The following is a 21,055-nucleotide window of genomic DNA, read 5'->3' as shown; positions in this document are numbered from 1 at the left end:
GGCCCGCCAGGGAATCCCTGGCGGGCCGTTCACCGTGGTAGCGGGGACAGGATTTGAACCTGCGACCTCTGGGTTATGAGCCCAGCGAGCTACCGAACTGCTCCACCCCGCGGCGATGAGTTAACCCTAGCGCATACCGTCAGCCCGCCGCAAAACGACCCCCGTACTGACCGACTGACCTCGGTGATCCCGCCCTGACCCACCCACAAAGGCGGACAAGTCAGGATCACCGAGGCCGGTCGACGTCAGTCGGTTTGGCGTCAGCCGGTCGGCGACGGATCAGCGCCCGGCGACGGATCGGTGGACGGCGGCTGGGCGCCACCCACCCCGGCCGCCTGCTGCGCCGCCTGGAACGCCGTCATCGCAGCGTCCAGCCGGGCCAGCGCCTCGCCGTACCGCTGGAAGTCACCGGCCGCCTGCGCGGCGCGGGCCTCGTCGATCGCGGCGCTGACCTCGGCGGCGGCCGCCTGCAGCTCCGGGGTCACCAGGCCGGGGTCGACCGGGGTCGACGGCGTCGGACTCGGGGTGCCGCCGGGCTCCTCGCCCTCACCCTCACCTTCGCCCTCACCCTCCGGTGGGGTCGTCGGCGCACCGCCCTCCTCGGCCTGCTCGATCAGCTGCCGGATGCCGTCCTGCACGCTGTTGGCGAGCACCACGTACGAGCCGCCGTCACCGTAGGAGAGCAGCACCCGCTGCAGCAGCGGGTACGCGTTGGTCTGGTTGCTCTTCACGTAGACCGGCTCGACGTAGAGCATGCCGTTGCCGAACGGCAGCGACAGCAGGTTGCCGTACTGCACCTGGGCCTGGTTCGACGACAGCAGGTTCAGCTGCTGCCGGATGGCCGCGTTGTTGGTCATCCGCTGGTGCACCTGCACCGGGCCGGAGATCGCCGTCTGGTCGGGCAACTCCAGCACCTGCAGCCGCGGCTGCCCGTCGACGTACGACCCGGAGATCAGCGCGGCCAGGTTCTGCCGGCCGGCCGGGGTCACCGCCGAGGTCAGCTGGAACCGTGGCTCGTCCTGCTCCGGCAGCTGGGTCATCAGGTAGTACGGCGGCTGCTTGACCCCGCTGTCCGGCGAGTCCGGGACGTTCGGCACCTCCCAGAAGTCCTGCCCGGAGAAGAACTCGGCCGGGTTGGTGACGTGGTAGCGGGCCAGCAGGTTGCGCTGCACCTTGAACAGGTCCGCCGGGTAGCGGAAGTGGGCGACCAGCTCCTGCGGCGTCTCGTCCTTCGGGATGACCAGGTCGCCGCCGAACGCCGCGTTCCACGCCTTGAGCACCGGGTCGTTCTCGTCGAACTCGTAGAGCCGGACGGTGCCGTCGTACGCGTCGACCGTGGCCTTGACCGAGTTGCGGATGTAGTTGACGTTCTCCCGGGCCAGCACGAAGGTACCCTGGCCGGTCAGCTCGTCGGCGGTCTCCGCCTGCAGGTTCACCCGCTCCGAGTACGGGTACGTCGCCGAGGTGGTGTAGCCGTCGACGATCCACTGAATCCGGCCGTCGACCACCGCCGGGTACGGGTCGCCGTCCATGGTCAGGAACGGGGCGACCTTCTCCACCCGGTCCCGCGGGTTGCGGATGTACAGCAGCTTGGAGTTCTCGTTGACCGCCTCGGAGAGCAGGAAGTTGGTCTCCTGCTCTTTGATGGCGTACAGCAGTTTGCGGCCGAACGAACCGACCTCGACCCCACCGGTTCCGGTGTAGGTGTAGTACTGCTCGCCGCCGCTGGAGGTCGGCCGGTCGAACTCGACGTTGCTGTCGCCGGGCGAGCCGACGATGGCGTAGTCGGTGCCGTCCATCTGCTCGCCGTAGTAGATCCGCGGCTGCTCGACGGGGATCTCCTCGGTCGACGAGGAGCACTGCTCCTGGGCCTGGTCGCCGAGGAAGCCGGAGACGAAGTACGGCTGCCCGCCGCAGACCACTCGGTTGGCCGGCGCGCCGACCATGCCGTACCCGTGGGTGAAGACGGTGTGCCGGTTGATCCAGTTGCTCTGCTGCTCGGTCAGCTCGCCGTAGTTGATCTCCCGCATGCCGACGACGTAGTCCTGGGTCTCGTCGTCGATGGTGTAGCGGTCGATGTCCAGCTTGGTGCCGAAGTCGTAGAAGCCACGCACCTGCTGCAGCTGGGTGTAGGTCTCGGAGACCAGCTGCGGGTCGAGCAGCCGGATGTTGGGCACCACCGCGGTGTCGGTGGCCAGGCTCTCCGGCGGGGTCAGGTTCGTTGCCGGGTACGGCGTCTGCTGGCTGATGTCCAGCCCGAACGCTTCCCGGGTGGCGACGATGCCGCGTTCGATGAACGCCGATTCCTTGTCCCGCAGGCTCGGGTTGACCTCGAAGGTCTGCACCGCCCACGGGTAGATGCCGCCGATCGCCACGGCGGAGATGCCGAGCAGCGCCAGCGAGATGCCCGGCCAGACCAGGTTGCGCATCACCGCGTTGGAGAACACGATGATCGCGATCGCCACCACGATCGAGATGTACGCCAGGATCTCCTTCGCCGGCAGCAGCGCGTTGATGTCGGCGTAGCCGGCGCCGTAGATGCGCGCCTGCTCGTTGTACTCCAGCAGCATGCCGCGCCGGTCCAGCACGTACGCGACCGCCTTGAGCAGCACGAAGACGGCGACCAGCGTGGTCAGGTGGGCCCGCGCGGCGGTGGTCATCCGGTCGCCGATGCCCTGCAGCCGTACGCCGCCGTAGAGGTAGTGCACGGCGAGCCCGCCGATCACCGACAGCACCACGGCGGTGAACGCCAGGCCGAGCAGGTAGCGCAGGAACGGGTACTCGAAGACGTAGAAGCCGATGTCGATGCCGAACTCCGGGTCGGTGACGCCGAACTCCTGGGAGTTGCGGAACAGCAGCCACTGGCTCCACCGGTTCTGCGCGGACAGTCCGGCGAAGACGCCGACCAGGGCCGCGGCCGCGGTGATCCAGATGCCGATCCGGGGGCTGAGCAGCATCCGGTAGCGCTCCAGGCTGACCTGTTCCGGCGAGTGCGGCCGCAGCGCCGGCCGCAGCCGGTACGCCAGCCACAGGTTGGCCGCGACCACCAGTGCCATGGCCAGGCCGACCGCCGCGAACAGCAGCAGCCGGGTGAACAGCACGCCGGTGAAGACCTGGGTGTAGTCCACCTCCTCGAACCACAACCAGTCGGTCCATGCGTTCACCCCCCAGCCGAGCAGGGTGAACAGAAGGAAGATCCCGATGAGTACGCCGACGGTGACCCGGCCACGTCGGCTCATTCCGGGCATTGGGCTGCTACGCATGACCACGACTAGGTACTCCGCACGTTGGTGTGATCCGCTGGGCGATCAGGCACCAAGACTACGGGGTGTGTCCACCTCAAGGCCGGTTGAGGTGGACCTGACCGGGGTGTCAGTCGCTGCCGCAGAGCGTCGGCTTCTCGCCGGCCCGCAGCCGGGCCAGCGCGTCGAGCGCCTCGTCGAGGGTGGCAACCCGCAGCAGCGGCAGGTCGGGTACGGCGTTCGCGACCGCTTCGGCGCAGTTGGCCTGCGGGACGAGGAAGGCGACCGCGCCAGCGTCCTTGGCGCCGACCAGTTTCTGCGGGATACCACCGATCGCGCCGACGTTGCCCTCGTTGTCGATGGTCCCGGTCCCCGCGATGATCTTGCCGCCGGTGAGGTCCTCGGGTTCCAGCTTGTCGATGATGCCGAGGGCGAACATCAGCCCGGCGCTCGGCCCACCGATCTCGTCGAGGTCGATGGTCAGCTCGAACGGCCTGGGCTGCTCCTCGGCGATCTCGATGCCGATCCGGGGTGGGCCGCCATCGCTGGCCCGGGTGGTGATCTCGGCGGTGGCCGACTGGCCGTCGCGGGTGTAGCCGATGGTCAGCGTGCTGCCTTCCGGCTCGGCCCGGATCAGCTCGGTCAGCTGGGTCGCCGAGCTGACCGGCGTGCCGTCGACCGAGGTGATCACGTCGTCGACGTCGAGTAGCCCGACCGACGCCCCGTCCGGGGTGACCGCCCTCACCAGCACCTGCACCGGGTAGCCGAGCTGGCGCAGCGCCGCGGTCTCGGCGCTGGTCTGCGACGCCGCGAAGTCCTCGGCGTTGCGCTCCTCGACCTCTTCCTGGGTCTGCCCCGGCGGGTAGATCACCTCGTACGGCACGACCGCCTCGGAGTCGCTCAGCCAGCCGGCGACCGCCTCCCGCAGCCCCACGTTGGGGCGCACGCCGACGGTGGTGAGCCGCAGCTGCCCGGCCGAGGTCGAGGTGTCGGTCCCGGTGATCTGGATGACGTCCTCGCCGTCGTCGGTGCCGAGCGTGTCGACCGTCGGGCCGGGGCCCAGCACCACGTACGGGACCGGGGCGGCGAGCACGGCGTAGGCGAGCAGTGCGGTGAGTAGCGCGCCGAGGATGACCGTGACACCGCGACGTCTCATGCGCCTGAGCGTACCGACTGCGGTCGCGCCTACGACGCGGACCGCGTACCGGCGCAGACCGCGCAGCTGGGCGACGGCGTCGCGCCTGCGCCGCGGCGCTTCGCGCTGAGCGGAACGCACCGGCGGCGTTGCGGCCGGTGGCCCGCGTACCGTGGAGGGCGTGCCTGATACTCCGTTCGGTTTCCAGCTTCCTGGCGGCCAGCCTCCGGACCCCAACGACCCACGGCAGATGCAGCAGTTCATGGCGCAGCTGCAGCAGCTGCTCGCCGCTCCGGGCAGCGGCCCGGTGAACTGGGACCTGGCCCGGCAGGTGGCGGCCAGCCAACTCGCCGCCGAGGGTGACCCGTCGGTCAACCCGCACGAGTGGCACACCGTCGAGGAGTCGCTGCGCGTCGCCGACCTGTGGCTGGAGTCGTCGTCGACGTTCCCGTCCGGGATCCGCACGTCGGCGGCGTGGAACCGCAACGAGTGGATTTACCGGACGCTCGACGTGTGGCGCAAGCTCTGCGACCCGGTGGCCGGTCGGATGGTCGGCGCCATGGGCGACCTCGTACCGCCGGAGGCCCGCAGCCAGCTCGGCCCGATGCACGCCATGATGACCACTCTCGGCGGGGCCCTGTTCGGCGGTCAGCTCGGCCAGGCGCTCGGCTCGCTCGCCACCGAGGTGCTGTCGGCCAGCGACATCGGGCTGCCGCTGGGCCCGGCCGGCACCGCCGCGCTGCTGCCGGCCAACATCCGGGCGTACGGGTCCGGCCTGGAGCTGCCCGAGGAGGAGGTCCGGCTGTACGTGGCCCTGCGGGAGGCAGCCCACCAGCGCCTCTTCGAGCACGTGCCGTGGTTGCGGGGGCACGTACTGGCTGCGGTGGAGACCTACGCGTCCGGAATCACGGTCAACCGGGAGGCGATCGAGGACGCCCTCGGCCGGGTCGACCCGATGAATCCGGAGTCGATGCAGGAGATCGCCATGGAGGGGATCTTCACTCCGGAGGACACCCCCGCCCAACAGGCGTCGTTGGCCCGGATCGAGACGGTCCTGGCGTTGATCGAGGGCTGGGTGTGTCACGTCGTCGACAGCGCCGCCGGGGAGCGGCTGCCGAACGTCGTGAAGCTGGCCGAGGCGTTCCGGCGGCGGCGGGCGGCCGGCGGGCCGGCGGAGCAGACCTTCGCCGCGCTGGTCGGGCTGGAGCTGCGGCCCCGCCGGCTGCGCGAGGCGGCCGCGTTGTGGGCCGCGCTGGACACCCACCGGGGGATCGACGGCCGGGACGCGCTGTGGAGCCACCCCGACCTGCTGCCATCGGACGACGACTTCGCCGACCCGGAGGCGTTCGCCCAGGCGAAGACCGATTTCGACCTCGGTGACATCGACTTCGGCGGCGACCCGCCGCAGCAGCCGGAACCGCCGGAGCCGCCGACCGACGGCCCCCGCTGAGCGCGACGGGCCCGGTGAGCACGACGGGCCCGGTGAGCACGACGGGCCCGCTGAGTACGACGGGCCCGCTGACCGACCGGCCTGGTTCAGCCGGCGGTCAGCAGCGCGCGGGTGGTCTCCCAGCCTTCGACGGCCGGGTTCAGGGCCGCCACGTCCGCCGGGCCGCGCAGCCGACGCCAGGACGGCGTCACCGCTACCTGTCCCGGGTGCGCCGCCGCCGCCCGGACGGCCTGCGGATCGGCGGCGAGGTCCAGCGTCGGCAGCCAGCCCGGCGCGGGCAGTTGGGCCGCCACGCCAAGCAGTCCCCCGCCGTCGCCGCCGGCCGGTGCCACCGCCACCGGCCGGGTGGTGATCGGCCGCAGCAGCTTGCCGATCAGCAGGCCGGGCAGGTCCGGCGCGTCGGCGGCGAGCACCGCAGCCTGGTCGAAGCCGTCCGATGCGACGGCGGCCAGCGCCGCGTTGACCGAGATCTCCGACAACGGGTGGATCGGCATGTCGGGCCAGGCGATCGAGCTGGCCAACGGCAGGTCGGCTTCGGTCGCGGCGATCGCCGGCTCCACCTGGCTCAGGGTCGCAAGCAGGTCGACCAGGTCCTCGGCCAGGGCGGCCCGCCAGCTGGCTGGGTCGGTGCCGGGCGGGGACCAGTCGACCGGGTGCAGGAGGATGACCACGGCACGGCGCATCTGGCCCACTCTAGCGGCGGCGCACGCGGCAGGGTCGGGCGCACGCGGCAGGTCCGGGCGTACCAGGGTCGGTCAGTCAGCCAGGACGAAGCCGCTGGCCGCCGCCACCCCTTCCAGATAGCCGCGGGCCCGTTCCGCCTTCGGGTAGCGGCCGACGAGCTCCCAGAACCGGGCGTTGTGGCTCGGTACGACCAGATGCGCCAACTCGTGCAGCAGGACGTAGTCGATAACCCAGTCCGGCATCTCCTGGATCCGGTGGGATATCCGGATTGTCCGGTCCGCCGGGGTGCACGACCCCCAGCGGCTGTTCTGGTTGGTCACCCACCGGACGCTCGCCGGGACCACCACCCGGGCGTGTTCCGGCAGGTACCGGTCGACCAGCCGGCGGGCCCGGCCGACCAACTCACTGTCCGACCGACGGAGGCGTTCCTCCCGGGCCGCCAGCCGGGCGAGCATCCGGTCCACCCACTCCGTCTCCTCGGCCCGGGAAAACTGGTCCGGGATGAGGATGACGACGCGTTCGCCCTCCCGGTACGCGGACACCGTCCGGCGTCGGCGCTGGCTGCGCCGCACCTCGACGACCGGCTTACGCGCCCCTGCCATCAGCGGCCCGCGCAGCCCCGGGTTTCGCTCACGATGGCACGCTAATCCGTACTGACCAGGGGAACGCAAGAGGCAACACGGTGTAGCGAGGGTGAATCACCCCTTTTGGGGCCGATTGTCGCGAAAAAAGTTACCGATCGACCGCCGTACGTCGCGCCCGAGCCGCTCAGGGTCACCGTAGGCGATCACGAAGAAGTTTTCACCTCCACCCCCCCGGCCGGTGACCACCTGCGGATCTTCTCCCGGCGTGTCACTGCGAATCTGACTTATCCGATCTATTGCGGCATGCACACTCTCGACGTCGACTTACTCACAGTGTCGGTGAATTGTTGACATGGAACCGCCCAGTCCTGGGTAGGGTCCGCGGACCGGCGGTCAACAGTGGCCGCGGAGAAATCCCAGCGCGCGGCGCCGCCGAAGGTGGCCGCGAGCGGGTGCACGCCGGGTCTGCAACCACCCGGCGAGGAGACGAGGAGGGGCACCGTGGCCGACCAGGCCCAGACCTACAACGGTTACTGCGTGAAGTGCAAGGAGAAGCGCGATTTCGAGGGCACCGTCGAGGTGTCGAAGACCGGCATGAACATGGCCAAGGGCAAGTGCCCGGTCTGCGGCACAACAGTCAACCGGATCTTGGGCAAAGCCAAGGTCTGACTCGGGGTGCTGCGTCGAAGGGGCGGCTGGAGCCGCCCCTTCGACGCGCACGGCCACCGCACACCACCACCAACAGCCGGTTGCGCACCACTACACGCTGCGTCATGTCCGAGCCGCGACGCCACACCGACCGGGCTGTGGAAAACTCGCCGGAACCTGTGGATAACCGAGGATACGCGGGACACAGGCTGTGGACAACGATCCAACAAGCGTTTCGTTACGGTGACAGTCTGTTGTCCATGCCCACCAATCCCCTGCTCAGGCCGACTCTGTTGCCCGGCCTGGCCCGCCTCTGGCGGGACCGCGACACCCTGCAGCTCGGCTCGGATCCGGCGCACGCCGTACTGCTCGACCTCGCCGACCCGGCGCTGTCCCGGCTGCTCGACCTGCTCGACGGCAGCCGGTCGACCCGCGCCGTACTGGACCACGCCGCCCGGCTCGGCGTCCCGGCCGACCAGGCCCGGCACCTGCTGGACATGCTGATCGCCCGGGGCCTGATCGTCGGCGCGCACACCCTGCTGCCAGCGAACCTGCCGGAGCACGCCCGGCACCGGTTGACCGCCGAGGCGACCGCCCTGGCGCTGCGCCGCGACGAACTTCCCGGCACCCCGGCGCAGATCCTGCGGCGGCGCGCCGCCGCCCGGATCGTGCTGACCGGCCGGGGCCGGCTGGCCCGGCCGCTGGCCGTCGCGGTGGCCGAGGCGGGGATCGGCCACGTCGCCATCGACCTGGCCGGTACGCGCGATGCCAGCGAAGCCGTCGCCGGCGCCGTCAGCCAGGCCGTTCCCGGGGTCGAGACCCGCCCGGTACGGCGCGGCCAGGCCACCCTGACGGTGCTGCTCGGCGCCGACCGGCCGGCCAACCTGCTCGCCGCGAGCTACGCCCGGCACCGGCAGGCCCACCTGCTGGTCGACATCCGGGATCGGACGCCGGTCGTCGGCCCGCTCGTGCCGCCGACCGGCACCCCGTGTCTGAACTGCCTGGACCTGCACCGTCGGGACCGGGATCCGGGCTGGCCGCAGCTGGCGTCCCAGTTGTGCGCGATCGGCCCGGCGACGATCTGCGACTCGGCGACCCTGCTGGCCGCGGTGAGTGTCGGCACGGCCGAGATCCTGGCGTTCGTCGACGGTGGGAGCCCGGAGACGATCGGGGCGGCGGTCGAGGTGCACGCCCCGGCCCGGCTCCGGCGCCGGGCCTGGCCGGCCCACCAGGGTTGCCCCTGTCACCGCCGCCGCCCGCGCCGCTGCACACCCGGGCGGAGCCCCGCCGACGGCGTGGGCCACGCTCAGCGGGCAGGTGGCATGAGCCACGCTCAGGGAGGGGTCACGGTCCGCGATCGTCGGTAACAATGGCCAGGTGACCGAAATCCCGCGCTGGGCCGTGTCCAGGACCGCCAAACTCGCCGCGCTGCCGATCGGCTTCGCCGGCCGCACCGTCCTGGGGCTGGGCAAGCGGGTCACCGGGCTCGCCTCCGACGTGATCTCAACCGAGATCCAGGAACGCACCGCTGAGCAACTGTTCAGCGTACTCGGGCAGCTCAAGGGTGGTGCGATGAAGGCGGGGCAGGCGCTGTCGGTGTTCGAGGCGGCGCTGCCGGAGGAGCTCGCCGCACCGTACCGCCAGGCCCTGACCAAGCTGCAGGAGGCCGCCCCGCCGTTGCCCGCCGGATCGGTGCACAAGGTGCTGGCCGAGCAGCTCGGCGCCGACTGGCGGGAACGGTTCGTCGAGTTCGACGATCGGCCGGCCGCCGCGGCCAGCATCGGCCAGGTGCACCGGGCGGTGTGGCGCGACGGCTCCGCAGCGGGCCGGCCGGTGGCGGTCAAGGTGCAGTATCCGGGGGCCGGCGATGCGCTGCTCGCCGACTTCAAGCAGTTGTCCCGGCTGAGCACCATGTTCCGGGCCATCCAACCCGGGCTGGACATCAAGCCGCTGCTCAACGAGCTGCGGGACCGGCTGGCCGAGGAGCTGGACTACGAGCTGGAGGCCGAGTCGCAGCGGGCGTTCGCCGCCGCGTACGCCGGCGACGACCAGATCATGGTGCCGGCGGTGCTCGCCGCCGCGCCCCGGGTGCTGGTCACCGAATGGATCGACGGCGTCGCGCTCTCGAAGATCATTTCTTCCGGTACGGCGGACCAACGCGACCGGGCCGGGCTGCTGATGGCGGTGCTGCACTTCTCCGCGCCGGCCCGGGCCGGGCTACTGCACGCCGACCCGCATCCGGGCAACTTCCGGCTGCTCGACGACGGCCGGCTCGGCGTGGTCGACTTCGGCGCCGTGGCCCGGCTGCCCGGCGGGCATCCCGAGCCGATCGGCCGGCTGGTCCGGCTGGCGCTCGATGGGGATGCCGACGCGGTGGTGGCCGGGCTGCGCGACGAGGGCTTCATCAAACCGGACGACCCGATCGACGCCCCGGCGGTGCTCGACTTCCTGCTGCCGATGCTGGCGCCGCTGGCGGCCGAGGAGTTCCAGTTCACCCGGCAATGGCTGCGCGACGAGGCGGCCCGGCTGGCCAACCCGAAGTCGCCGGCCTACCAGCTGAGCCGGCATCTCAACCTGCCGCCGTCCTACCTGTTGATCCACCGGGTGACGCTCGGCTCGATCGGGGTGCTCAGCCAGCTGGAGGCCCGGGCCCGGTACCGGGACGTGGTGCGGCGCTGGCTGCCGGGCTTCGCCCCGACGGGCTGACCCGCACGGACGGGTGGTGGAGTAGTACCCGGTCCCCGCTGTGTTCAGCGGGGACCGGGCTCGGTCAGCGCCCGCTCAGGCTGCGGGCCCAGGTATGCCGGGCCTGCATGGCTATGGTGCGGGCGGATCGGGGTGCCTCAGTACGCGCGGTGCCGGCCTGAGGCGGTTGCATTCGCGCCCGGGAGAGCGCTTCGTAGAGCAAGTGCATGACGGTTTCTCCGGTGATGGTCGGTGCTGCGGTGTGGGTTGTCTGTGCCGGCGCCCGGCCGGTGGTCGACGTGATCCGATGCATGTCAGGCCGCCAGCCGGACGGTGCCGCGGGAGCCGGCGACTCCGTTGGCCGCCAGGCGTGCCTCGACCTCGCCCCGCAGGGCGGCGTCGCGGGCCAGGTCCTCCTTGCGTGGCCGGCCCCGGGGCCGCTTGCGCGGCACGACCGCCCCCCGCTCGAAGATCTCGCCGCCCCAGACGCCCCACGGCTCGGCCCGCTCGATCGCCCCGGCGAGGCACTCCACCCGCAGCGGGCAGTCCACGCAGAGCGACTTGGCCAGCTCCAGCTCCGTCGGGGAGTCGGAGAACCACAGGTCAGGGTCGAACTTCCGGCACGGCAGCTCCGCCACGACGTCCGGCTGGCCCGTTCCGGCCGGCCGGCACCCCGACTGGTTGACGCTGCGGTCGAGAGTGGCAAACGCCAGACTCATCGCCCGGTCACCTCTTTCTTTCGCTTCGATCTCGTGGATCGCTTCCGACTTGCTCGTACCTGTGTGGCGGCAAAAACTAAGGCCGCGGATCCCGGTTACGGGTTCCGCGGCCTCGAGGTGAGCCGGTGTGGTCTGGTGTCAGACCGGCCTTCCTCGAGGGGGAACACCGCGGGCAGCATCCATGAACGGCTTCTTGACCGCCGGGACGGTGGTGCGGATGCTGCCTTCGGAGCCACTGGTGCCAGTGGTCGTCGCGACTACGGACGCACCCCGGAGCCGGACCCAGCCCTGGTCGACGCCGGCCCACCCGGTGACCGTGCGGTGCTGCCCGGTCGCGCCGGCAGGCACCGTGGTCGGCACGGCGAGCTGGCGCTGGTGGGTCTGCTCGACCTGGATCTGGGTCTGGACCTGGTGCACCCCTGCCGAGTGACCGGTGGGCGCGACGGCGGCCAGATAGCCACCGACCGTCGGAGCGCAGGCAGCGGTCAGCGTCGACAGCGCGGGAATCTCGTAGCTCAGCACCGTCGTCACCTCCTGCCTGGACTCGTCACGGAAAAACCCTCCACCCCGACGGAGCAGCGAGAACGCCCACTGCCCGCGAGGTGTGACCTGAGGCTAAGCCTCTTGCGACGCCGGGGGCAAACCATTTTCCGGGTCGGATTCCGAACTTTTTTGCCAGTCAAGATCATCTACGGCCGCGCCGCCCACCAGAGCGTGCACCGACGGGCCGTAGAGCCCCAGCTTGCGGGGCCCGATCCCGACGATCGCCAGCAGCTCGGCGTCGCTGCCGGGCCGCCGCTCGGCGATCGCCAGCAAGGTCGCGTCGGTGAACACCACGTACGCCGGCACCCGCTGCTCGCCGGATACCCGCGACCGCCACGACCGCAGCCGGTCCAGCAGCTCCTCGTCCAGGTCCGACGGACAGGTGGCGCACCGGCCCAGCTTGCGGTCGACGCCGGCCAGCAACGTGGTTCCGCAGACCCGGCAGGAGACCGGCTGGCCGCGTCGGCGCTCGCCGGAGCGGCCCGCCGCCGGACCGCCGCGCCCAGCGCCGCTGGCACCACCGCCCGAGCGGTCCAACTGCGGCAGGAACCGGCAGGGCCGGCGGGCCCGCCCGCCCGGCGACCGGGCGGCACCGTAGGACAGCCACAGCCACTGCCGGGCCCGGGTCACCCCGACGTAGAGCAGCCGGCGCTCCTCCTCCAGCTGCTCGGCCGTCCGGGCGTACGTGGTGGGCAGCGTCCCGTCGGCGAGCCCGACCAGGAAGACCGCGTCCCACTCCAGCCCCTTGGCCGAGTGCAGCGAGGCGAGGGTGACCCCGGCGACCGTCGGCACGTGCTGCGCCGCCGCCCGCCGCTGCAGCTCGGCGCAGAAGTCGGCGAGCGGGACCGGACGTTCGCTGACCGCCGCCTGGCCCACCGGCACCAGCAGCGGCTGGGCGCCGAACTCCTCGGCCAGCTGGACCAGCGCGGCGAGCGCCTCCCAGCGTTCCCGCGCCGCCCCGCCGGGCGGCGGCTGGTCCGGGGTCCAGCCCACTGCGGCGAGCCCGGCGGTGACCGCCTCGACCAACGGGGTCTCCCCGGGCGTCGACCGGACCGCCGAGCGCAGCGCGACCATCGCCTGCCGGATCTCGGCGCGTTCGAAGAACCGCTCCGCGCCCTGCACCACGTACGGCACCGCCGCCTCGGCGAGGGCCTTCTCGTACGCCTCGGACTGGGCGTTGGTCCGGAACAGCACGGCGATCTCGGCAGCCGGCGTACCCGCCGCGATCAGTTCGGCGCAGCGCGCCGCGACCGCCGCCGCCTCCGCCGGCTCGTCGGTGAAGATCCGTACGTCCGGCTCCGGGCCGGGTTCGCGCTGGCCGACCAGCTCCAGCCGCAGCCGCGCCTCGGTGCCCCGGGCCTGCCTGATCACCGTGTTGGCCAGCCCCACCACCTGCGGCGTCGACCGGTAGTCGCGGACCAGTCGCACCACCACCGCCGCCGAGCGCCGGCGGGCGAAGTCGACCAGGTACGCCGACGTGGCCCCGGTGAACGAGTAGATCGTCTGACTCGCGTCGCCGACCACGGTCAGGTCGTCCCGCTCCCCCAGCCAGGCGTCGAGCAGCCGCTGCTGCAACGGGTTGACGTCCTGGTACTCGTCCACCACGAAGTGCCGGTACTGGGCCCGGACCTGCTCGGCGACGTCCGGGTGCTCCTCGATGCCCCAGATCGCCGCCCGCAGCACGTCCTCGAAGTCGATCACGCCGTTGCCGCGTTTGATCTGCTCGTACCCGGCGTACACCTCGGCCACCTTGGCCGGCTCGTGCGGGGTCTCCCGCAGCGCCTTCGCCGCCGCGACGGCGTACTCGGACGGCTCCACCATCGACGACTTCGCCCACTCGATCTCACCGGCCAGGTCCCGGGCGGCGGCCCGGTCGGTGCGCACCCCGACCCGACCTGCGGCGAGGGTGACCAGCCGGACCTTGCTGTCCAGCAGCTCCGGCATCTCCCGGCCGCCGAGCAGCCGGGGCGCGAAGTAGCGGACCTGGCGCAGCGCCGCAGCGTGGAACGTCCGTGCCTGCACCCCGCCCACGTCCAGCGCGCCGAGGCGGGCCCGCATCTCGGCGGCGGCCCGCGCGGTGAAGGTGACCGCCAGTACGTGCCGGGCGGCGATCTCGCCGGACAGCACCCGGTAGGCGATCCGGCTGGTGATCGCCCGGGTCTTTCCGGTGCCGGCGCCGGCCAGGATGCAGACCGGTACCGCCGGAGCGGTCACCGCCGTACGCTGCTCCGGGTCCAGCCCGCTGAGCACTCGGCCTGGTCCTGGGTCTGAGTTGATGTCGGCCGCCACGGGTAGGAATCATCGCAGCCTCGCGCGACGTTGCACCGGCTAGCCCGGGTGCCGCCCGGGCCGGAAGTTCTGTGCCCCGGCACCGCCCGGGGCCGGCGACCCGGCGGGCGAGCGCCCGCCGTGGCCCGACGACCGCGGAGGACCTGCTGATGCTGACCATGTATTCGACCAGTTGGTGTGGCTACTGTCACCGGCTCAAGTCGCAGCTCGACCGGGAGCGGATTCCGTACGAGGTGGTCGACATCGAGCAGGACACCGAGGCGGCCGCGTACGTGATGGGGGTCAACGGCGGCAATCAGACGGTGCCGACGGTCCGTTTCCCGGACGGTTCGGCATTGACGAATCCGAGTATTGTTCAGGTTCGGCAGCGGCTCAGCGACCTCGCGGCGAGCTGAGTCGCACTCACGGTCCGTCCGCCGCCGTGCACAACGTCGCATTTGGCTAACACGCCCACCAGAGGACCCCACCGAGGCAGCAATCGGGCCATACTGTTTCGGGCCGTGACCCACATCGCCGCGACATTGGCGGTCACCAAACGGATCGGGGGTGGTTTCCGGTGCAGCCCGAGGAGCCCGAGCAGCCCATACCGAGCCCGAACCTGCGTCGTCGCCGCCTCGGCAGCGAGCTGAGGCGGCTGCGGGAACACGCCGGACTGACCGGTGAGCAGGTGATCGAACGGGTGAAGTGGGCGTCCGCGTCCAAGCTCTCCCGGCTCGAGAACGGGCGCAGTCGGCCGGGGGTCGGCGACGTGATGGACCTGCTCGACCTGTACGGCGTGACCGGCACCGAACGCGACGATCTGGTCGGCATCGCCCGCGACGCCGGCAACACCCGGGCCTTTCTCAGTTCGTACGCGGTGATGACCAGCCTCCAACGGGCGTACGCCGAGTTGGAGGCTGGTTGCACCGAGATCCAGGAGTACGGCGCGGTGATCATCCCGGGCCTGCTGCAGACCTCCGCCTACGCGAAGGTGCGCATCCTCTCGGCGCGACCGTTGGTGGAGATGGTCGACGAGCGTGCCGCCGGGCGCCGGACGATCCTGCAGAAGGCGACCAACCACCGGACCGCAAAGCAGAAACGCAACGCCGACGACCCGGACACCGAGGTCGCGGCCCGGCAGTCCCGGCAGTCGATGCTGCTGCGCGAGAACGGGGCACCGAAGTACACCGCAGTGCTGGAGGAGGCGGCGGTCAGCCTGCGCTGCGGCCCGCCCGATGTGATGGTGGCGCAGTTGAAGCATCTGCTCACCATGGCGCAGCTGCCCAACGTCACCCTGCGGGTGCTGCCGCCCAGCGCCACCGTGGCCTCCTGGTACCTGTCGGAGACCGCGTTCTCGATCTACCACTTCGCCGACCCGGAGGACCTGAGCGCGGTGGCGATCGAGACGCTCGCCGCCGACATGATCGTCAACGACGTGCCGGTGCTCGAACGGTACGGCCAGGTCTTCGACTGGCTCTGCGAGGCCGCCCGCAGCCCGCAGGAGTCGATCGACTGGCTCAGCGACGCCGTGGCCCGGCACGTCGCCGCCGGTGCCACCGAGCTCGACTCCGTACCCGACGGTGCCGCCCCCTCCTCCCCCACCACCCCTGCCCCGCTGTCCCCGCCCGCCGCGGGCGGGGCAGGCCCCGGCCGACCGGCCGGGCCGCCGATCCAGCGTGGACCGCACGAGCGGACCACGCGCCGGACCGGCCAGGCGATCCCGGACTGACCGACGGTCCGCCCGCCCGGTCCGCTTGACCAGCAAGGAGCAGGAATGAACCCAGCAGATCAGTCCAGCGTGCGCGTCCCCGGTCCGACCCCGCCCGCCTGGCGCAAGAGCAGCCGCAGCCAGAGCACCAACTGCGTCGAGGTCGGGGCGATGGCGGGTCACCGCGCACCGGTGCTGATGCGCGACAGCAAGGACCGCAGCGGGCCGGTGCTGTCGTTCGACCGCACCACCTGGCGTGACTTCATCGACAGTGCCAAGGACGGCGAGTTCGACCTGGTCTGACCGCCGGCACCGTGCGGCAGGTCGAGCCGGGTGGCCATCGCCGCCCCGACCCGGCTCGACCCCCGACCCGGCTCCACCCTGGCACCGCCTCGACCGAACGGCCATCAGGATCGATCCGTTCGTCAGGTTTGACCGGCCACCACAACGGGTTCTCCTCCTGCGGAGACAACCGATGGAATTTCCAGCAGGAGCCTTTCCGACCTGAGCCATCGGCCGTCCTACCCAGGTCACCGGTTGCTCGGAGTCGTTCATGCGATACCTGATCGTCCGCACGGAGATCCGCGCGGTGGCACACGACGAACTCATCGCCGCGGTCCGCACCGGCCAACGCATTCGCGACGAGCGGACCGCACCCGAGCCACGCCGGCAGACGGTCTGCGCCGAGAACCTCGAAGCGGCCATGCACCTGGCCCGCGCACTGTCCACCGTCGGGCCGGTCCGCTCCGGCCGGCAACGGGTGAAGGTGGTGCCGGTCCCGCCGATCGGCTGACCGGCACAGACTTGACCGGCCCGCACCCGGTGGAGTCCGGCGAGGCGGTCACCGGCCGGGGTCCGGCGTGGCCTCCTCCACCCAGTTGCGGATCAGGAAGGCCGCGATCGACGCCGGTGGCGCGAGCCGGACCCGGTACCCGTCGCCGGAATCGAGCCGTTCTCCCGCCAGCCCGGCGGCCACCTCGGCCCGGGTGAACCAGCGCGCCCGGACGATCTCCTCCGGGTCCGGCCGCAGCGGCTGCTCCGGGTCGACCCGGCCGAGGTAGCCCAGCATCAGAGTGCCCGGGAACGGCCAGGACTGGCTGCCGACGTACCGCGTCGCGGTCAGCGTCAGACCCACTTCCTCGGCCACCTCACGGGCGACCGCCGACTCGGCCGACTCGCCGGGCTCCACGAACCCGGCCAGGCAGGAGTAGAGCCGGCTGGCCCCGTCCCCACGCCGGGCGTGGTGGTTGGCCAGCAGGCACCGCCCGTCCGGGCCGGAACCGCCGTCGGTCAACAGCACGATGACCGCCGGATCGGTCCGTGGCCAGCTCCGGGTACCGGCCTCGTCCACCCGGGACCAGCCACCGTCGGTTGCCCGGGTCGGCAGACCGGACGTCGCCGAGTAGCGGTGCCGGGCGTGCCAGCTGACCATCGCCGCTGCAGTGGTGAACAGCCCGGCGTCCCGGTCCGACAGCAGCTGGCCGACCTCCCGGACGGTCACCGACCGCAGCTCCGGCTCAGCCACCGACGACACCGCCACAGACGACGGTGGTACGGCGTCAACCGCGAAGACCGGGGTGCCGTCGTCAACCGTACCGATGAAAATGCGGTCATGGACCGCGACGGCGGGTGCCTGGTCCGGACGCACCAGCACCAGAGTGGTCCCGTCGGCGTCGTCGCGCACCATCGCCCGGCCGCCCGCCGCGCCGTCCACCACCAGCACCAGCGAACGTGGCCAGGCCCGCGTCAGCCACTGCGGATCCCGGCGGTACGGCGCCGCCCGGTCCATCGCGGCGCGAGCCAGCGGCGGCTGCGTACCGGCGGCCGGCCCGACGGAGGTGTCACCCGGCGGCATCGGGCACTGCCGCACCAGGCCCGACTACGCCGGTGACCGACGCGTCGGACGTTTCGACCTCGGTCAACGCGGCGACCGGCCCGGCGATCCGCGCGACGTCGCCGAGCACCACCCCCATCGCCAGCGCTGGTGCCAGGTAGCGGGTCGCGGCGGCCGCCACCTCGTCACGGGTCACCGAGGCGAGCCGCGCGGTGTGCTCGGCGAGAAACTCCAACGGCAGGCCGAACCCGGCGTAGGTGCTGGCCACCCCGGCCAACCCGGCCTGCGTCGACATGCCCAGCTGCAGGCTGCCGACCGCGTACTGCCGGGCCTGTTCGAGCTCGTCGGCGTCGGGCGGCAGCACCGCGAGCCGGCCCAACTCGTGCAGGGTCTCCAGCAACGCGGGCGCGGTCACCTCGGTCGCCACGTCAGCGGCGAGCATCAGCGCCGATCCGGCCACCGAGTGTTCGACCATCGAGTACGGGCCGTAGCTGTAGCCCTTGTCCTCGCGGATGTTCTCCACCCAGCGGGACGAAAAGTAGCCGCCGAACACCATGTTGGCCAGCTGCAGGGCGGCGTGGTCCGGGTGCCGCCGATCCACCGCCGGCAACGCGATCCGCATCGACGACTGCACCGCCCCGGGCCGGTCGACCAGCAGCAGCGGGGCCGGGCGCGGCGCGGGCGCCGCCGGCAGCGTCAACTGCCGGCCACCGGCCGGCCAGCCGCCGAGCACCTGCTCGGCGGTGTCCAACGCCCGGGCAGGTGACACGTCGCCGACCAGCACCAGGTGCGCCCCGGTGGGCCGGACCCGGTCGGCGTGCAGAGCGCGCAGCCCGGCCGGCCGGACGGCGCGGACCTGGTCCACCCCGGGAACCGACTCGGCGTACGGGTGACGGCCGTACATCCGCCGGGACAGCGCGGCGCGGGCCAGGTGCGCCGGCTGGCTCAGCGCCACCTGGATCCGGTCGGCCAGCCTGGCCCGCTCGATGGCCACCTCACCGGCCGGGTAGGTCGCCCCGGTCAGTACCTCGCCGAGCAGTTCGAGCATCCGCCGTAGCCCGGTTACCAGCCCGGCACCGGCGACCAGCAGCCGGTCGGCGTCCACCCCGGCGGACAGACCGCCGCCGACCGCCTGCAGCTCGGCGGCCAACTCCACGCCGGACCGGTCGACGGTGCCGGAGAACAGGGTCTGCGACAGCACCGTCGCCCTGGCCAGCGGGGCCCGCGCGAACGGCACCCGGAGCCGGATCTCCACCAGCGGCACCGACGGCCGGCGGATGGCGATCACCCGCAGCCCGTTGTCCAGCGTCCGCTCGGCCACCTTGGGCAGCGGCGGTCGGCGGGTCGGTCCGAGCGGCGGCAACGGCCTCCGGGCGGGAGCGGCGGTCACTGGGCTCCTCCGGGGACGACCTCGATCGTGGCACGCCGGTGCGGGCGCAGGGTGGCGGCGGCCGCACGGACCTGTGCCTCGGTGACCGTGCCGAGCATCCGCGGCAACTCGTTGAGCAGCTCGGGGGTGCCCCGCTGCTGCTCCAGCACCGCCATCCGCAGCCCTCGGCCGAGCACCGCGTCGGTGTCGCGCAGCAGGTGGGTGGCCATCCGGGCCTGTACCCGGGCCAGTTCGCCCCGGGCGAAGCCGTCGACGGCGAGCCGGTCGAGCTCCTCGTCGACCGCGCCGAGCACCTTGCCGACGTCGCCGCCGGGCGGCAGGTGCGCCTGCAGGACCAACGCCGACGGGTCCCGTACGTCGAACGGCTCCCCCTCGAACGACAGGTAGCCGCCGAGGCTGGTCACCGTACGATCGCCCCGCACCAGCCGCTCCACCAGCCGGGCCGCGTCACCGTCGGTGAGCACCTCGGCGAGCACCACGTACGGCAGGTAGCCGGCCAGGTCGTCGACCGGGTCCGGCACCCGCCAGGCGGCGGCCACCGCCGGCAGCGGAGCCAGCGGATCGGGGTACGCGGTACGTCGCTCGGTGGTCAGATCCGGCTCGGCGAAGCTGGGCCGGGCCGGCGCCGGCCGGGCCGGCACGTCACCGAAGTGCCGCTCGATCAGCCCGGTCGCGGCGGTGACGTCGAAGTCACCGGCGACGGCGAGCACCGCGTTGCCGCTGGCGTAGTAGCGGGTGAAGAACTCTGCCGCCTCCCCGACGGTGGCGCTGTCCAGATCGGCGAAGGAACCATAGCCGTCGTGCGCGTTGGGGAAGGTGTCGAACAGCACCGGTGGCAGCCGCAGCCAGGGGAACCCGCCGTACGGCCGGTTGAGCACGTTGACCCGGATCTCCTCCTTGACCACGTCGACCTGGTTGCGCAGGTTCTCCTCGGTCAACTGTGGGCCGCGCATCCGGTCGGCCTCCAGGAACAGCGCCCGCTCCAACGCGTTGCTCGGCAGCACCTCGTAGTAGTCGGTGTAGTCCAGGTGGGTGCTGCCGTTGAAGGTGCCGCCGGAGCCCTGCACGTGGCGGAAATGCGCCAGCTTCTCCAGGTTCGCCGAACCCTGGAACATCAGATGCTCGAACAGGTGCGCGAACCCGGTACGCCCCGGCGGCTCGGACCGGATCCCGACGTCGTAGACGACCGCGACGCCGACCACCGGCGCGCTGCGGTCGGGCGCCAGGACCACCCGCAGGCCGTTGGGGAGGGTGAACCGCTCCACCGGGTACGCGGTCGCCGGGATCCGCACTGTACGCGCCACGGACCGACCCTAACCTGTCGGCGACGGCCCTCGGCGCACCGCCGGATCATTCGACGCGTACGGATGCGTACAGGTCGTCGACCACCCAGTCGAGCTGGCGGTGGGTGCCGGGGATGGAGACGAACAGCACCGCCGCGGTCGGGCGTCCGACGTCGATACACGCGACCGCCACCAGTTCGTCGGTGGCCTGCAGGCCGGGCTGGGTGAAGTGCAGCCGGAACACCGTCAGCCAGGCGGGTCGCCCACCGATCGGGGTCCGCTCGTCGCGGATCAGATCCATCCGATTGGGCTGCGGGTAGTACTCGGCACGGACGTCGGCGGCCACCTGCCGTCCGACGCACTCCAGGTCGAGGGAGAGCGCGTCGTTGTCGGCGGCCGGCACGGCGGCGGACAGGATCGACGCGTGGTAGTCGCTGAACCCGTTGTAGTCCGCCTCGGTCACGAAGTGCTGCCCCACCTTGTACGGCACCTGCAGCGCCCCGGCGTTCCACACCGTCGACCACGGCCGCCACGGTTCGCCGTACTCGGTGTAGGAGATGCCGGCGTCCGGGTCGACGGTACGCGGCCCGGTCGGTTCGGGCAGCGCGGGAGCCGGCGTCGGGTCGGCTGGCGAGGGCTGCCCGCCCGGTCCTGCGCTGGGGCCGGGGCAGAGCTGGGCCAGCGGCGGCCGGACGTCCGGCGGCGGATCCGGGCTGCCGAACGGGTCCGGGTTGCCGCTGAGCACCAGCACCAGCACGGCGACCAGGCCACCGGCGAGCACCACTGCGGCGGCACCGCCGAACCACCACAGCCGTACCCCGTCCCGCCCGCCGCGCCGTGGGTCGGGCTGCAGGCCGACTACGGCGCGAGCGAGGAGAGCTT

At 72.0% G+C, this 21,055-nt stretch carries 19 protein-coding genes and 1 tRNA gene; 8 read left to right on the top strand and 12 right to left on the bottom strand.

Annotated features, from left to right (window positions below; genetic code table 11):
* Window positions 1-35 precede the first annotated feature (35 nt).
* The 3 genes from ACFHWT_RS27550 to ACFHWT_RS27540 form a co-directional block, all read right to left on the bottom strand.
* Window positions 36-112: transfer RNA gene (locus tag ACFHWT_RS27550), tRNA-Met, on the bottom strand.
* A 148-nt stretch (window positions 113-260) separates the two neighbouring features.
* Window positions 261-3,263, bottom strand: a complete 3,003-nt coding sequence (locus ACFHWT_RS27545) for a UPF0182 family protein (RefSeq protein ID WP_416597591.1) — start codon at window positions 3,261-3,263, stop codon at window positions 261-263.
* A gap of 109 nt (window positions 3,264-3,372) precedes the next feature.
* Window positions 3,373-4,398, bottom strand: a complete 1,026-nt coding sequence (locus tag ACFHWT_RS27540; protein WP_416597590.1) for a PDZ domain-containing protein — start codon at window positions 4,396-4,398, stop codon at window positions 3,373-3,375.
* A gap of 160 nt (window positions 4,399-4,558) precedes the next feature.
* Between ACFHWT_RS27540 and ACFHWT_RS27535 the strand changes: the two genes are divergently transcribed.
* Window positions 4,559-5,827, top strand: coding sequence for a zinc-dependent metalloprotease (locus tag ACFHWT_RS27535; RefSeq protein ID WP_416597589.1), 1,269 nt, complete (start codon window positions 4,559-4,561; stop codon window positions 5,825-5,827).
* A gap of 86 nt (window positions 5,828-5,913) precedes the next feature.
* Here the strand turns inward: ACFHWT_RS27535 and ACFHWT_RS27530 are convergent, their stop codons facing one another.
* Window positions 5,914-6,510, bottom strand: coding sequence for a hypothetical protein (locus ACFHWT_RS27530; protein WP_416597588.1), 597 nt, complete (start codon window positions 6,508-6,510; stop codon window positions 5,914-5,916).
* Between the two features lie 72 nt (window positions 6,511-6,582).
* Complete coding sequence (locus ACFHWT_RS27525; protein ID WP_416597587.1) at window positions 6,583-7,113, bottom strand: M48 family metallopeptidase; 531 nt, start codon at window positions 7,111-7,113, stop codon at window positions 6,583-6,585.
* A gap of 483 nt (window positions 7,114-7,596) precedes the next feature.
* Between ACFHWT_RS27525 and ACFHWT_RS27520 the strand changes: the two genes are divergently transcribed.
* The 3 genes from ACFHWT_RS27520 (at window position 7,597) to ACFHWT_RS27510 (ending at window position 10,449) form a co-directional block, all read left to right on the top strand.
* Complete coding sequence (locus ACFHWT_RS27520; protein WP_233606684.1) at window positions 7,597-7,764, top strand: DUF5679 domain-containing protein; 168 nt, start codon at window positions 7,597-7,599, stop codon at window positions 7,762-7,764.
* Between the two features lie 239 nt (window positions 7,765-8,003).
* Window positions 8,004-9,110, top strand: coding sequence for a hypothetical protein (locus ACFHWT_RS27515; protein WP_416597586.1), 1,107 nt, complete (start codon window positions 8,004-8,006; stop codon window positions 9,108-9,110).
* Window positions 9,111-9,120: 10 nt separating this feature from the next.
* Entirely contained in the window at window positions 9,121-10,449 is a 1,329-nt protein-coding gene (locus ACFHWT_RS27510) for an ABC1 kinase family protein (RefSeq protein WP_416597585.1), read from the top strand.
* Window positions 10,450-10,742: 293 nt separating this feature from the next.
* Here ACFHWT_RS27510 and ACFHWT_RS27505 read toward each other — a convergent pair whose 3' ends face one another.
* The 3 genes from ACFHWT_RS27505 to ACFHWT_RS27495 form a co-directional block, all read right to left on the bottom strand.
* Window positions 10,743-11,147, bottom strand: coding sequence for a WhiB family transcriptional regulator (locus ACFHWT_RS27505; RefSeq protein WP_416597584.1), 405 nt, complete (start codon window positions 11,145-11,147; stop codon window positions 10,743-10,745).
* 138 nt (window positions 11,148-11,285) lie between these two features.
* Entirely contained in the window at window positions 11,286-11,669 is a 384-nt protein-coding gene (locus ACFHWT_RS27500) for a hypothetical protein (protein ID WP_416597583.1), read from the bottom strand.
* A 93-nt stretch (window positions 11,670-11,762) separates the two neighbouring features.
* Window positions 11,763-13,967, bottom strand: coding sequence for an ATP-dependent DNA helicase UvrD2 (locus ACFHWT_RS27495; RefSeq protein ID WP_416597602.1), 2,205 nt, complete (start codon window positions 13,965-13,967; stop codon window positions 11,763-11,765).
* 161 nt (window positions 13,968-14,128) lie between these two features.
* On the opposite strand from ACFHWT_RS27495, the gene ACFHWT_RS27490 reads away from it, so the two are divergent.
* The 4 genes from ACFHWT_RS27490 (at window position 14,129) to ACFHWT_RS27475 (ending at window position 16,459) form a co-directional block, all read left to right on the top strand.
* On the top strand, window positions 14,129-14,374 hold the full coding sequence (locus ACFHWT_RS27490) for a mycoredoxin (protein WP_416597601.1): 246 nt from the start codon (window positions 14,129-14,131) through the stop codon (window positions 14,372-14,374).
* Between the two features lie 161 nt (window positions 14,375-14,535).
* Window positions 14,536-15,687 carry a helix-turn-helix domain-containing protein gene (locus tag ACFHWT_RS27485; protein WP_416597582.1) on the top strand — a complete coding sequence of 384 codons (1,152 nt, stop codon included), beginning with the start codon at window positions 14,536-14,538 and terminating at the stop codon, window positions 15,685-15,687.
* 45 nt (window positions 15,688-15,732) lie between these two features.
* The gene (locus tag ACFHWT_RS27480) at window positions 15,733-15,969 is read left to right on the top strand and encodes a DUF397 domain-containing protein (protein WP_416597581.1); all 237 of its coding nucleotides are present in this window, start codon (window positions 15,733-15,735) and stop codon (window positions 15,967-15,969) included.
* Between the two features lie 250 nt (window positions 15,970-16,219).
* Window positions 16,220-16,459, top strand: a complete 240-nt coding sequence (locus ACFHWT_RS27475; RefSeq protein WP_416597580.1) for a hypothetical protein — start codon at window positions 16,220-16,222, stop codon at window positions 16,457-16,459.
* A gap of 48 nt (window positions 16,460-16,507) precedes the next feature.
* Here the strand turns inward: ACFHWT_RS27475 and nudC are convergent, their stop codons facing one another.
* The 4 genes from nudC to ACFHWT_RS27455 all read right to left on the bottom strand — a co-directional run.
* Window positions 16,508-17,521, bottom strand: a complete 1,014-nt coding sequence (gene nudC, locus ACFHWT_RS27470; protein WP_416597579.1) for an NAD(+) diphosphatase — start codon at window positions 17,519-17,521, stop codon at window positions 16,508-16,510.
* Window positions 17,508-18,890: a M16 family metallopeptidase gene (locus ACFHWT_RS27465; protein WP_416597578.1), complete on the bottom strand. Its 1,383-nt coding sequence runs from the start codon at window positions 18,888-18,890 to the stop codon at window positions 17,508-17,510. The genes nudC and ACFHWT_RS27465 overlap by 14 nt, the downstream gene beginning before the upstream one ends.
* Window positions 18,887-20,194, bottom strand: coding sequence for a M16 family metallopeptidase (locus ACFHWT_RS27460; protein ID WP_416597577.1), 1,308 nt, complete (start codon window positions 20,192-20,194; stop codon window positions 18,887-18,889). The genes ACFHWT_RS27465 and ACFHWT_RS27460 overlap by 4 nt, the downstream gene beginning before the upstream one ends.
* 46 nt (window positions 20,195-20,240) lie before the next feature.
* On the bottom strand, window positions 20,241-21,055 hold an 815-nt coding region (locus ACFHWT_RS27455), incomplete at its 5' end, for a hypothetical protein (protein WP_416597576.1).

It is taken from the genome of Micromonospora sp. LOL_021, from assembly GCF_048060215.1.
Taxonomy (GTDB): Bacteria; Actinomycetota; Actinomycetes; order Mycobacteriales; family Micromonosporaceae; genus Micromonospora_E.
Note: the sequence above shows the minus strand (reverse complement) of the source record. Positions and strands in the feature narration are given on the sequence as shown.

Coding starts and splice junctions, on each gene's coding strand:
- ACFHWT_RS27545 (WP_416597591.1), bottom strand. CDS start 3,263: ATGCGTAGCAGCCCAATGCCCGGAATGAGCCGACGTGGCCGGGTCACC.
- ACFHWT_RS27540 (WP_416597590.1), bottom strand. CDS start 4,398: ATGAGACGTCGCGGTGTCACGGTCATCCTCGGCGCGCTACTCACCGCA.
- ACFHWT_RS27530 (WP_416597588.1), bottom strand. CDS start 6,510: ATGCGCCGTGCCGTGGTCATCCTCCTGCACCCGGTCGACTGGTCCCCG.
- ACFHWT_RS27525 (WP_416597587.1), bottom strand. CDS start 7,113: ATGGCAGGGGCGCGTAAGCCGGTCGTCGAGGTGCGGCGCAGCCAGCGC.
- ACFHWT_RS27515 (WP_416597586.1), top strand. CDS start 8,004: ATGCCCACCAATCCCCTGCTCAGGCCGACTCTGTTGCCCGGCCTGGCC.
- ACFHWT_RS27505 (WP_416597584.1), bottom strand. CDS start 11,147: ATGAGTCTGGCGTTTGCCACTCTCGACCGCAGCGTCAACCAGTCGGGG.
- ACFHWT_RS27490 (WP_416597601.1), top strand. CDS start 14,129: ATGCTGACCATGTATTCGACCAGTTGGTGTGGCTACTGTCACCGGCTC.
- ACFHWT_RS27480 (WP_416597581.1), top strand. CDS start 15,733: ATGAACCCAGCAGATCAGTCCAGCGTGCGCGTCCCCGGTCCGACCCCG.
- ACFHWT_RS27475 (WP_416597580.1), top strand. CDS start 16,220: ATGCGATACCTGATCGTCCGCACGGAGATCCGCGCGGTGGCACACGAC.
- nudC (WP_416597579.1), bottom strand. CDS start 17,521: ATGCCGCCGGGTGACACCTCCGTCGGGCCGGCCGCCGGTACGCAGCCG.